We start from the raw sequence: 14,028 nt of genomic DNA, 5'->3' as shown, positions 1-14,028 counted from the left end.
ACTCAAAGGTTCCTTTTAGTATAAAAAATTATGTTATACGTTAAATCTGAAGTTAACTACATCTCCGTCTTCCATTATGTAATCTTTTCCTTCAAGTCTGAACTTACCTTTTTCTTTAGCTGCTGCTTCTGATCCACACTCAACTAAATCATTATATCCAACAACTTCCGCTCTAATAAATCCTCTTTCAATATCAGTATGAATTTTACTAGCAGCTTGAGGTGCTTTAGTTCCTCTTTTTATAGTCCAAGCTCTAACTTCTTGAACTCCAGCTGTTAAGAAACTCATAAGTCCTAATAATTTATAACTTGCTTGAATTAACTTATCAAGACCAGATTCTTCCAAACCATATTCTCTTAGCATTTCATTTTTTTCATCTTCTTCTAAACCAGATACTTCTTCTTCTATCTTAGCACTTACAACTATTACTTCTGAATTTTCAGATGCTGCATATTCTTTTACTGTTTTTACATATTTATTTTCGAAGTTTCCTTCCATAACATCATCTTCAGAAATATTACAAGCATATAAAACAGGCTTTGAAGTAATTAAGAATAATCCTTTTACAAAAGCTTGCTCTTCATCTGTAAATTCTAAAGTTCTTGCTGGTTTATTAGATTCTAATTGTTCTTTAATTTTTTCCATAATTTCATATTCAAACTTAGCCGTTTTATCACCAGATCTTGCAAGTTTTATACCTTTTTCCATTCTTCTTTCTAAAACTTCTAAATCTGAAAAAATTAATTCTAAGTTTATAGTTTCAATATCTCTTATTGGATTAACAGTACCTTCAACGTGAACAACATTTTCATCATCAAAACATCTTACAACGTGAACTATTGATTCAACTTCTCTAATGTTGGCTAAAAATTTATTTCCTAAACCTTCACCTTTTGAAGCTCCTTTAACTAGTCCTGCTATATCATAGAATTCTATGGCTGTATATACTTTTTTCTTTGTATTATACATTTTTTCTAAAACATCTAATCTCTTATCTGGAACACTAACTACTCCAACATTTGGTTCAATCGTACAGAATGGGTAATTAGCTGATTCTGCGCCAGCTTTTGTTATCGCATTAAATAATGTACTTTTACCTACATTCGGCAATCCTACAATTCCTAACTTCATTTATGTACAGTCCTTTCTAACATTTAATACACCTTTAAAAATTATACTCTAGAACGCTTTTCATTTCAACTAAATATGTTTGATATTGTAGTATGGGGCTTGTAGACAGAGGATTTTGGTTCAACATGCCTAAAATAAATAGTTACTTAAATAAAAATCTATATTTAATAGAAATTACCATGATTAATAATTTGATAAAATACAAAGAATATTTAATATGAACATATTCTAAATCTGTAGAAATTTATTATTCTATATAATATTTAGAAAACGTTATATAAAATAGATATATTTTAAGCCAATGTTGATATTTTCGTATAATGGCTTAATTGAATTTTTAAATTCTGTCTGCTAGCTTTATACTACAATATCAGCACACTTTTAAAATATAGTCAAAATAAATAGTTTTAAGATAGAGGGTGACAAATTGAAAAAATATTATAAAAGATCAATTTTAGCTTTATTAGTTTCAGTATTAACAATAAATTCTCTTGCATTACCTATTAATGCAAGATCTAAGAAATCAAAAGAAAATGAGCAAGAAGAATTTATAGAATTTGAGGAAAGTAAAGTTAAAGATATATTTTCATTATTTTCAGATCAAGGAGAGCTAAATTGGTATTATGTTGGTAAAGGTAAGGATAATGTAGCTGAAGGACCAAAAGAATCTGTAGATTTCCTAAAAGAAAATGATGCTTGTTATCTTGGAGATACATCTAAAAAAGTAATATATCTTACTTTTGATGAAGGATATGAAAATGGTAATACAGGTAAAATATTAGATACATTAAAAAAATTAAATGTACCTGCTGCCTTTTTTGTTGTTAAACCTTATATTGATACTGAGCCCGATTTAATTAAAAGAATGGTTGATGAAGGACATTTAGTATGTAATCATTCATCACATCATCCTTCAATGGCATCAATTCATGATAAAGCTAAATTTGAAGCCGAATTTACTGATGTAGAAGAAGCTTATAAAAAGGTTGTAGGAAAAGATATGCCAAAATATTTTAGACCACCAATGGGTAAATATTCAAAAGATTCTTTAAAAATGACAAAAGACTTAGGATATAAGTCCGTATTTTGGAGTTTTGCTTATAAAGATTGGTTGGTGAAAAATCAGCCTGCTGAAAGCTTTGCAATAGATAAAATAACTAAAGGTGCTCATCCTGGATGTATAATGCTTCTTCATGCAGTATCTGATACCAATGCAAAAATATTAGATACTGTTATAAAAAAATTACAAGATGATGGATATGAATTTAAATCCTTAAATGAACTTCCAACAGAATAAAGATATTTAGTCTATTCTTAAACAATGCTTTTAAATATATAAAAAGGGACTATGCATAATTTTTATTCATTATGTATAGTCCCTTTTCTATTTAAGACTATAATTTAAATCTATGTTAAGATATGCATAAGCAAAGTGGACTGAGTAATTGAACTTAGGAATACTAAAAACAAGTATAGTCCCATTTCAGCTTGTTCCCAATATAAAATTGAGGCAAGCAATAAATGTAAATTAAAAATGAAACTCGACTCCTATTTAGTCGCTGAGTAAGTTCGAGGAACGAAATATGAAAATTCCGACTCTCACTTAACTATTTTCAAAATCCAATTACAATGCCATTTTGCCTATTGCATATATAAACATAGATTTAATTGCAAATTATTATTCTTGAAATATAACTGAGTTTACTTCAGTTACGATTATTTCTTTTTTATCTCTAGATTTATTAAGTAAAGTGTCTAATTCCTCTTTTATTTCATTAAAGAATATTTTATCATCTCTTAAGCCATTTAAGTTAACTTTAACATTCATTATTGCACTTTCTATAGTGCAGTGTAATAATACTGCTGACATACCTAGGTCTGATAAAAGCATTTTGTTACCATATTTGCTCATAACATCTAAGTTTTTATAAAATGCAAATGACTCCCTAGCTAATTTTAGTGGTGGCATCATAGCCTCTTTTGCGCCTTCTTTTATAGCATTATTTCTATTACATTTTTCTTCTTCTGTATCTTTAGGAAGTTTATAACATTCCATTAACTTCAAGAATCCATTTCGATCTTCTTCCATTAATTCTAAGCTTCTATATGTAAATTCTTTAGATTGTTCTCTAAAGTTATCTATCATAGCTTTAGTTTCTTCATCTAATTCTTGGTACTTTTTCTTGCCCACAGTTAAAGAATATACCATTGAGTTCAATGCCCCTGATAATGCCCCTAATAATCCTGCTACACTTCCACCACCTGGTGATGCCTTATCACTTTCTACATCCCCAATAAATTCTTTTATTGTTTGTTTATAAAATTCCATTTAAAAATCCCCCTAGTTATTATTGCTTATATTTCTATTATCTAATATAGATATTGTATACCCAAGATATATCCAAAACATAATGGATATAAAACTTATTATATAAACTAAATTACTTTCAAATGCATTAACTCCTAATATTCCAAGTAGCATAGATGCTATTGTAGTCATTTGAAGTTTTTCTTTTCCTCTTAATTTATCTAAATATTTTATTATAAATACCATGATGCTTATTAAAAATACCAACATTAATGCTAATGAAACAATCCCATTTGTAGCTGCAATTTCAAGATAAACATTATGAAGTCCACCATATTCTATTCCTGGTAAATATTCAACTACTCTAGCATTTCTTACTGCTTCTATTAAATCTGAATTTCCTACTCCAATCATCGGATTGTCTTTTATAACAAAACCAGCTGATTTCCATAAAATATTTCTTCCACTTGTAAACCCATGTAATCTATCATCATTAAAAGTTAACAATACACTTGAACATAAAAACGGAATTATTAATAATGCTATTCTTAAATATTTATTTTTTAAATACACAAATATAAATAAGTATATTACAGCAATTATAAGCAAATATGAACTTCTTCCATTTGCTTTCACCATTGTAATTCCTTGTATAATAATATTTAAAAATAATAATATTTTCATCTTACTACTATTATTTTTTAACATTAAATAAATACTTAATACAAGTGCTAATCCTGCTGCTATAGATAAAGCATTTTGATTTACAAAGATTCCAAATGATCGACCTGTTCCAAATACCATATCAGTTGCCTGTATAGTTATCTTCTTATAGTCAACATATAATGATACTATTGACAGTGGTAACATTAAAGCAATATAAAAATATGATATAATCCTCATTTCTTTTATATTTTGTCTTTTGCTTTTAAATACATCTATCGTATATAACGATGTAAATATCATTAAATTAACTATCCATTTTTTGATGTTTTCCGTAGTCCTATAAGCAAATATGTTAAGTGCTAAAGTAAAAATTATAAATAAAATTATTGGAATATCAAACTTGTATACCTTCCTTGTTTTATAATCTTTAAACATCATAATTAATATTAGTAAAATACCCCAAGCTAAAACAATAGTATTTAATTTCTTTATTGCTGGGACATAAAAAAAAATAGTTGCAAATCCTAAGCTAACTAATATATATAGTAATCTAAAATACAATCTGTTATCTACAAAATTGTAAATTTTATTTAATACCTCTTTCATTTACTCTTTTATACACTCCCTTCAAATTCTTCACTAACAAATCTTCAGAATAGCTTTTAATTGTCATATTTCTAATATTATCTTCATCATAATTTTTATAATTATCTTTCATATATTTCAAAGCCTCTATTAATTGTTCCTCATTATTTTTTTCAATAATAATTCCATTTTCTTCAGTTATTATATCTTCAGCTCCACCATTTTTAGCACCAATAACAGGCTTGCCACAAGCTAACGCCTCTATATAAACAATGCCAAAAGTTTCATGTTCTGATGGTAATGCAAAAACATCACAATTTTTCATTTCATTAGCGACTTCTTGCCTCGATAAAGCACCTAAAAAAAATATCTGTTTTTTCATACCTATACTTTTAACAAATTCTTCTAGTGAAGCTTTTAGAGAGCCGTCTCCCCCTATTTTAAGGACAACGCTCTCATTAATAAATGCTTCTTTAAAACATTTTATTAATAATTCTATTCCTTTTCCCTCTTCAAGAAAAGCACATGAAAAAAATGTAGCCTTATTACTTGTTATTTCTTTATGATAATTTGCTTCCGTATTAAATAAAGATAAATCAACCATATTATGAATAACCTCTATATCTCTATTTACATATGCGTTAAGTTCCTTTTTTAAACCATTACCTACTGCTATTAATGAGTCACAACTTTCATAGACTTTATAAATATGTTTTCTATAGCTATCTTTTAAATATTTTGCATACTTTAATGATGAATGCTCTGTTATAACTAATGGTATATTATATTTTTCACTTATATAAGCTGCAGAAATTCCACCCCACATTGCAGAATGAGCATGTATTATATCAACTTTTCCTTCTTTTTTAACTATTTCTTTATATAATTTATCCATTCTCTTATTAAAACTTTTAAACATCAGTGGATTTTTAGGAAAATAATTAAAATCTTTATATCTATAAGTTCTAAGATTCTCTTCAATACTGAAATTAATTTTTCTTTTTTCCTTTGTTTTACCAATTAACGTAAGTGGCCAAATTTCATTATACGCCACTGTAATTTTTTCACCACTACTTGCTAAAGCTTTAAATTGTTCTTTGAAAAAGCTACCATGAACCTTATTTCTCGGTGATGAATACCACGATGGTATTACCATAATATGCATTATAATCACTTCTCTTCTAATATAGTATTTAATTTCTTGACTATGCTATTCCATTCATATTTATAGTCAGGTGCTGTTTTTATATTATTACTTTTATATAAATCTATTAACTTATATATGTTATTTTTTATTTCTTTAACAGAATTACCAGTATTAATACATTTTTCATTCCTCTCAACTACATCTTTAATTGGATCATTATCATCACCATAAATAACAAAAACTCTTGCATTAGTTCCAAAATAATCATATATCTTTGCAGGTATTTGCTTAGAATTTTTATTACCAAATAAAAGTAGTACTTCAGAGTTCAACATATACTTAAGTGCTTCATCAAAAGGTATTCTATTCGAAACTTTTGCTATATCTAAATTACTTAATTTTCTTTTAATCTCAATATCATCTATATTACCAAAAAACAAAATATTAAGTAATTCATAGTCTTCTTTATTTTCACTTTTAATTTCTTCTAGTGCTTCAATAAAAGGATTTATATTTCTTAATTTAGTAAATATTTCTCCTGTATAAACCATATTCAATTTATTTCTTTTTATAAAAGATGGGGTATCTTCTAATGATAATTTATTATACAATTCTTTATCAAATCCCCTGTTTAATATATAAGTAAAATCACTTTTAGATTGAACAACTTTGTATTGATTTAAGTAATCTTTTTTGTTTTCTTCAGTTACAAAAATAAATTTATTAGCTAGTTCAACTACATTCTTTTCCATATTCTTTTCAATCAATCTTTTTAAAACAAAAGAATTTTGACGTGTTGAATCTTTAAGCCACGGATCACTCCAATAAGTTATCCAAGGCACATTCTTAAATCTTCTTTTTATATAATATGCACATAAATGAGAAGATGGTGGCTCATGCATTGAAAATATAACATCAATTTTTTCTTGTTGCATAAGTTGAATTCCATACTTAGCTGCCTTTTTAGCCCATCCATAATACATATCAGGTATTACAAATGCATTTTTAATCTTTCTTAAAAACTTTTTATTTTTTATAGATTCTTTATTTACATTAGCTGTACTTTGCTTTCTAGGAATAAATTTTTTGAATATTGCTCCCCCATCAATTAAATGATATTTTATTTTACTATCCATCATAGAAAATAAATATTCATCATAATATATTGAATTTTTCGGAAAATTCACTGTTAATAAATGTATTTCATTTCCTGGAATTTCGCTTAATTTATTTAAATACTGCAAAGTCTCTATTGCAGCTGAATTATTTATTAATGGAGAATAACAAGCTATAAATAATATTTTCATATGTCCTCCTATTATTTCTTCTTTACTTTGTTTAAAAATAATTTTTTTATCTCCTGTACCTCTTTTATATTAAATAAATTACATAATATAAAATAACTTATAATACCAATAATAGTTCCTAAAATCATAATCACTATTTTTGGTATTTTTCCATCTATTAAATTTATAAATGTAATAATAACTAATCCCATTAAAATTGAATTAATAATTATCTTGAATATTTTAACAAATAAATCTTTATAAGTAAAATTACGTTCTAATTTTGTAATACTAATAAATAATAAAATAGAAGTTATAACCATAGCTATTGAAGATGCTAATGCTACTCCAGATATACCCATAGTTTTTGATAATATTATGCTTAAACATATATTTATGATTACTCCTATAATTCCATTTAAAGTTGTAATCTTAGTTTTCCCCATAGAAAACAAAGTAGAGTTTAATATATCTCTCATTCCAGTAAAGAATATCCCAACTGTATAACCAAGTAAAGCCAAACTTGTTAATTTTACTGCATAATCTGTGAACTTCCCTCTTTTATATATAATACTTACAATATCTTCTTTAAATATTATAACTCCAACTGTAATTGGTATTAAAATTAGAGCTAAATATATAAGAGATTTTTTTAATAACCCTACAAACTCATCTATCTTTTTTGCATTCCTAGCATTAGCCATCATAGGATATGCAACACTTGATATAGATGTTGTTATTATACTATTTATAAAAAATATAAGTTTTTCTGCATACCCTAATGCTGAAATAGAACCAATTTCTAATGATGATGCAATTCTTTTGTCAACTATCATATTTAAAGAATTTGCACCTGCTGCTATAACTACTGGAATTATTAGTATTAAAATAGATTTTAGTCCTTCATCCTTTAAATCAACAAAAAATTTATACTTATATCCGTGGGAAACTAAAGATGGTACTTGTACTAGCACTCTAAAAAAGTTTCCTATAACATTAGCTATAGTTAATCCAATAATATCATAGCTTCTAAAAAATAGTAAATATATAATCATAGGTAAGTTAAAAAACAAACCTAATATTGATGGTATAACAAAATCTTCATTAACTTGTAACAATGATGTAAAGCATGCGTTAATTGACATAAACAATAAATTAATCAATGTAATTCTAGTTAATCTAATTGCTAAAATCGTTGTTTCTGTGTCAAGTCCCTTTCCTAAAGCCATAACTATTTCTTTTGAGAAAATACTAGTTATTAGAAAAAATATAACTGAAATAATAAATAATATGTTAATCACATTATTTGCGAAAGCATACATTTCATTTGTACCATTTTTTGCTTTTATCTTGCTAAGTACTGGTAAAAATGCTGTAGAGATTGCAAGCCCTATAAGCATAAAAATGGTTTCAGGTACAGTAACAGCAATATTATATGCATCCGTATACATACCAGCACCAAAATTATTTGCAATAAGTATATCTCTGACAAAACCTATAACTCTACTTATACATGATACTATCATTATTATTAAAGTAGATTTTAATAAAGTGTTCTCCTTCATATTTATCACCTTTTATTATACCTTAATACTTTTATTAAAAACTTAGGTATAGAAGTAAGTCTTGTTATTCTCCAAGGTTCCTTTGCCACCCTATAAAGCCATTCCAGACCTAAATTTATCATCCATTTAGGTGCTCTCTTAGACATTCCTGAAAATATATCAAAGCTTCCTCCAACTCCCATAAATATATTGCAAGATAATATATCCATATATTTTTTAATAAAATATTCTTGTCTTGGACATCCCATTGCAATAAAAATAGCCCAAGGCTTTTTTTCTATTATTTCATCTATTATTTCATCACAATGATCTAAATCAAAGTATCCATTATGTACACCGCATATATCTAAATTATTAAATTCATTTTTAATATTTTCCGCACATTTTTGAATTACGTCTTCTTTTGCTCCCAATAAATAAATAGATTTATTTTCCAAACTGGCTTTCTCTAAAAGATCTCTCATTACTTCTATTCCAGCTATTTTTTCTTTTACAGGATTTTTTAACAATTTAGAAGCAATAACGGTCCCCACCCCATCAGGAATAATCACGGAATTATCTTCTTTAAAACATTTATTAAGTATTTTATCATTTAATCCATTAAATAGTATCTCTGGATTTCCTGATATAATATTTATCTTTTCAAATTTCTCTATGTATTTCATCAGTTCTTTTTTACTACCATTAAATATTTTAAAATTAAGTATATCTGTAAACATAAAATTCGCTACTTAAATTACAAAGTTTATTGCGTCACGCTTTTCAACTGAAAATTAGAAATTAAGAGTTTACATTTTTTATTGGAAGTCCTTAAATACTTTCTAAAATAATATATTTTAAAATTCCTATATTGAATTTTTTATTCACTCTACACTTTCCACTTTCAATTTTAAACTTACATTTTAAGTAGTTTCTCCTTTCATTATGTAGTATTTTCATAAATATAAACACTTATTATTGATTAGACTATTATATCATATAATAAATCCCTTTTTATGTATTAAAATAATAATTATTTAATACATGCATTGATATATGCATTTTTAAAATGGACTGAGTAATTGAACTTAGGAATACTAAAAATGAGTATAGTCCCATTTTAGCTTGCTCCTAATGTAAAATTAAGACAAGCAGTAAATGTGACAATACTCATTAAGTATTCTCAAAGTCCAATTACAATGCCACTTTACTTATTGCATAAATCAATGCATTTTTAAACATGTTCTATACGAATAACACTATTTTATCAAAAAAAGCAGATTGTTTATCTATGAGCTTTGCACTTAAATTATGAACTTTCTTTTAAAATAAAAATTTAACTATTTAGTTAAAGCCTTTTCTAATTGATTAACAATTTCATCTTCTGGATTTAATTTTTTAGCAATTTCTAAATGAAGTTTCGCTTGTTCATTATCTCCTAAATTCATATAACACATTGTTATGTTAGTACAAATTTCAACATCTCTTGATGCTTCAAAAGCTTTTTTAAAATATTTTATTGCTTCTTCATAATTACCAAGACAAGCATAATTTATACCAAGTTCATTAACTACTTCTAATATACCTGATTCAATGCTTATACTTTGATTTAAATAATATATAGCTTTTTCATAGTTTTCTAAATTTCTATATCCAACAGCTAAGTAATAATATAAAAGTGGGTTTTCTTCAAATTGATCAACTAATGGCAATAACATTTCTATTGCTTTTTCTGGTTTTTCATTTAAAAGCTCTATTGCCTTTTCATATTGACTTACGTTATTAATATCATTAATTATTTGATCTATATCAGCAGTTTTTATTCCACCTTTATTTAAGTATCTATTTATTTCTTCTTTTGCGTTTATAAAATCTCCATCATCTCTTAATATAAGTGCATTATATAAGTAAAGTTCTGGCATATTTCTAAATTTTATCTTACCGTCTTCAATATCTTCTAATAATATTGATTTAAATTTAGAATCCTTCTCTCTTAAGGCTTCCCCTGTTAATAATAAATTTTTAAACACTTCTTCCTCTCTATTATATATATATAATCCTTTTAATAATATATAAGCTTCTTCTAATCTTTCTTCTTTAATTCTATTTGCTATAAGGCTTTTTATAGATTCTTCAGCATTAGCAATATAAGTTAAAATTATACCGTAATCATCATTAAATCTTAACTTTTCATCACATGCAAAGCATATAAACATTCCTTCAATAAAATAATATATAGGTAAGTTCTTCATCTTTATTTCATCATTAACATTAGATGTTATATATTCTGAACTTATAGGCATATATAAATCTTTGTTTTTAAATGTTACATACTCAGGAATATTTATAGTGTTTTTAAATCCCTCTATATCCATTTCTAAAAATAATATTTTACTTAATTTTTCTTTCAACATTGTTTTATAATCCATTATGTTACACCACCTAAATTTATCTTGATAGTACTTAAGAACAAAAGCTGTCTTAAATGATTATTATATCACTTAAAACAGCTTATTTGTAGAATTAATTTAGTTTAATTTTTCATTAATTAATTTCATAATATTTTCTTTAAATTCTGATATTTGTTTTTCAGCATCAGTTAAACTATTTCCTTTAATAGATAAGTAAATTTTCATTTTAGGTTCAGTTCCTGATGGTCTTACTACAAAATAAGAATCATCTTCAAGTATAAATTTTAGTACATTTGATTTTGGTAAATCAATTGATACCTTACTTCCATTTACCACATCTTCATCTGTACTTAATTTATAATCTAATTTTCTAACTACTTTTACATTGTTAATTTCAGTTACCTTACTATTTCTCATAGCGTCTATACAAGAAGCAATTTTTTCTTGACCTTCTTTTCCTGCTAATTCTAAAGATACAAGAGTTTCTTTAAAGTATCCGTATTTTTCATATAATTCTATTAAAGCATCATATAAACTCTTACCATGTTCTTTATAATATAAGCACATTTCGCATATTAACATTGAAGCTATTACTGCATCTTTATCACGAACAAAGTCTCCTGCAAGATATCCATAACTTTCTTCAAATCCAAATAAGTAAGTATGCTCTCCTGATTCTTTAAATTCTCTTATCTTTTCTCCTATATACTTAAATCCAGTTAATACATCTAATATTTCTATATTAAAATCATCAGCAATTGCTTTAGCACCTTCTGTAGTTACTATTGTCTTAATGACTACTCCATTTTGTGGTAACTTATTAGTTTCTTTTAATGAACTTAACATATAATGAGTTAATAATAATCCAGTTTGGTTACCAGTTAAAACCTTGTATTCACCTTTGCTGTCTTTTACTACAACACCAATTCTATCGCAATCTGGATCTGTTCCAAATATTATATCCGGATTTGTATTTTTCGCCATCTTTAAAGCCAATTCAAATACATCTGGATTTTCTGGATTAGGATAAGATGCTGTCGGGAAATTACCATTTGGTTCTTCTTGCTCTTTAACAACTTCTACATTAGTATATCCTAATTCTTTTAATACTCTTCTAACTGGAACATTACCTGATCCATGAATTGGAGTATATATAACTTTTAAATCCTCAGCTTTTTCACTAACTAATTCGTTTCTAATAGTTAAAGATTTCACTTTTTCCATATAAGCTTTATCTAATTCTTCACCTACATACTCAAGTAAACCTTTTTCTAAAGCATCTTTTTCATCTATAGTTTTAATTTGTGAAAAATCTTCAATTTGGTTAACACAAGTTATTATTTTATTAGCTTTATCATCTGTAACTTGTCCTCCAAATTCATCATAAACTTTATATCCATTATATTGCTTTGGATTATGTGAAGCAGTTACAACTATTCCACCACTACATTTTAATTCTCTTGTAGCAAAAGATAACACTGGTGTTGGTCTTAAACTTTCATATAAGTATACTTTTACATTGTTAGCGCATAATGTAAGTGCTGCTGCCTTAGCAAATTCTTTTGACATATTTCTAGAATCATATGCAATTGCAACTGCTGGTTTATTAAAGTTTTCATTTAAGTAATTAGCAAAACCTTGAGTTGCTTTTGAAACACTGTATACATTCATTCTGTTGCTTCCTGCACCAATTACACCTCTTAATCCACCTGTACCGAATTCTAAATCTTTATAAAATCTATCTTCTATTTCTTTTTCATCACATATCGCTTTTAATTCATTCCTTGTTTCTTCATTTATACTCTCAGAATTAATCCATGAGTTATATTTTTCTTTATAATCCATATATGTTCCCTCCCATTTGTATAAATCATTTGTTAAACATTTATACTAACTTAACAAAATTTTACTTAATACTTCTATTATTATACAATACTTAACTATAATAAAAAATACTTTTTTTAATATTTTATAGTATTTGACAATAAATTTTTCCAATTACTAGCATTTATTATTTTTTATGCTCATTCTTTATAGTAGTAATTTCTTCTATTGTTAGCCCTGTAGCTTCTGATATTTCATCTATTTCAGTAAATCCCATAAGATCTTCTGCTAAAGATATTATTAATCTTTTTACATTATCCTTAACTCGACTTGGCAAATCGGAAAATTCATCTAAACATTCTGTCAAATCTAATGACTCATCATAATCAAAATCATCTTCATATAAGTTTAAAAATTTTTTTCTTTTTAATTTATTTTCAAAATACTCATTTAGATATATTAATTTCTCATTATTAGGTTCTATATCTTCTTCAGAAAATACTTCTATTCCTTCTTTTTCTAACAAATAAGCTGTAATTCCCATTCCATCTATTTTATTTCCTTCGAAGCTCCCATCATATACTTTATTAACACCACATGATGGACTTTTTTCTTTTAAAATTGCCTTTGTAGCATTCACTTCTTTAGCTATCTTTAATGTTTCATATGCACCTTTTACAAATTGATTTGTAACATCTACACCATCTTTTGTAATTGCTATTCCATGTCCATTTAGTATTTCCTCAGCAGAATTTTTTAATTCCACTGGAGTTCTAGGAGTACTTAATCCTCCAAGTTGTTCAGGACATACCAAAATAGCTTTTCCTTTTCTAAATAATTCAGCACATTTTTCATTTAAATTATTTTCTCCACTATATTTACAGTTAACTCCACATAAACATGCACTTATAATATACATGCACTCACCTCAAAATTTCTTCATATTTATTTTTTTATCTAACCATTTTTAAATATATGTTGATCTTTTGTTATAAAGGCGAAGTGGCGTTGAAATTTGCTTTTTAGAACTCTTAAGTAAGAGTCAAAATTTTATATTTTGCTACTCGAACTTACTCAGCGAATGTACATGAGTCGAGTTTCCCTTTAGCCTTACAATTAATTGCTT

The 14,028-nt window shown here is 26.2% G+C and carries 11 protein-coding genes; 1 reads left to right on the top strand and 10 read right to left on the bottom strand.

What is annotated here, in order from left to right:
* Positions 1-33 precede the first annotated feature (33 nt).
* Positions 34-1,131, bottom strand: coding sequence for a redox-regulated ATPase YchF (gene ychF / locus RYM86_RS10710; protein WP_315080371.1), 1,098 nt, complete (start codon positions 1,129-1,131; stop codon positions 34-36).
* Positions 1,132-1,681: 550 nt separating this feature from the next.
* Here ychF and pdaA point away from each other — a divergent pair.
* Entirely contained in the window at positions 1,682-2,428 is a 747-nt protein-coding gene (gene pdaA, locus RYM86_RS10705) for a delta-lactam-biosynthetic de-N-acetylase (RefSeq protein WP_315080451.1), read from the top strand.
* A gap of 381 nt (positions 2,429-2,809) precedes the next feature.
* Here the strand turns inward: pdaA and RYM86_RS10700 are convergent, their stop codons facing one another.
* From RYM86_RS10700 to RYM86_RS10660, 9 genes are all read right to left on the bottom strand, one after another.
* On the bottom strand, positions 2,810-3,460 hold the full coding sequence (locus RYM86_RS10700; RefSeq protein WP_315080369.1) for a cyclodeaminase/cyclohydrolase family protein: 651 nt from the start codon (positions 3,458-3,460) through the stop codon (positions 2,810-2,812).
* Between the two features lie 12 nt (positions 3,461-3,472).
* Positions 3,473-4,711, bottom strand: coding sequence for an O-antigen ligase family protein (locus RYM86_RS10695; RefSeq protein WP_315080367.1), 1,239 nt, complete (start codon positions 4,709-4,711; stop codon positions 3,473-3,475).
* The gene (locus RYM86_RS10690) at positions 4,692-5,855 is read right to left on the bottom strand and encodes a glycosyltransferase (protein ID WP_315080365.1); all 1,164 of its coding nucleotides are present in this window, start codon (positions 5,853-5,855) and stop codon (positions 4,692-4,694) included. The genes RYM86_RS10695 and RYM86_RS10690 overlap by 20 nt, the downstream gene beginning before the upstream one ends.
* 5 nt (positions 5,856-5,860) lie before the next feature.
* On the bottom strand, positions 5,861-7,144 hold the full coding sequence (locus RYM86_RS10685) for a glycosyl transferase group 1 (protein WP_315080364.1): 1,284 nt from the start codon (positions 7,142-7,144) through the stop codon (positions 5,861-5,863).
* 11 nt (positions 7,145-7,155) lie between these two features.
* The gene (gene murJ, locus RYM86_RS10680; protein WP_315080363.1) at positions 7,156-8,688 is read right to left on the bottom strand and encodes a murein biosynthesis integral membrane protein MurJ; all 1,533 of its coding nucleotides are present in this window, start codon (positions 8,686-8,688) and stop codon (positions 7,156-7,158) included.
* Positions 8,689-8,693: 5 nt separating this feature from the next.
* Positions 8,694-9,407: a WecB/TagA/CpsF family glycosyltransferase gene (locus RYM86_RS10675; RefSeq protein ID WP_315080361.1), complete on the bottom strand. Its 714-nt coding sequence runs from the start codon at positions 9,405-9,407 to the stop codon at positions 8,694-8,696.
* Between the two features lie 600 nt (positions 9,408-10,007).
* Complete coding sequence (locus RYM86_RS10670) at positions 10,008-11,096, bottom strand: tetratricopeptide repeat protein (RefSeq protein ID WP_315080360.1); 1,089 nt, start codon at positions 11,094-11,096, stop codon at positions 10,008-10,010.
* Positions 11,097-11,195: 99 nt separating this feature from the next.
* A complete protein-coding gene (locus RYM86_RS10665; RefSeq protein ID WP_315080359.1) occupies positions 11,196-12,923 on the bottom strand; it encodes a phospho-sugar mutase in 1,728 nt (575 codons plus the stop codon).
* 166 nt (positions 12,924-13,089) lie between these two features.
* Entirely contained in the window at positions 13,090-13,821 is a 732-nt protein-coding gene (locus RYM86_RS10660) for a DUF523 domain-containing protein (protein WP_315080358.1), read from the bottom strand.
* Positions 13,822-14,028: the final 207 nt, after the last annotated feature.

Origin of the sequence: uncultured Clostridium sp. (assembly GCF_963527835.1) — a bacterium.
In the GTDB taxonomy this organism is placed as follows: domain Bacteria; phylum Bacillota; class Clostridia; order Clostridiales; family Clostridiaceae; genus Clostridium.
Note: the sequence above shows the minus strand (reverse complement) of the source record. Positions and strands in the feature narration are given on the sequence as shown.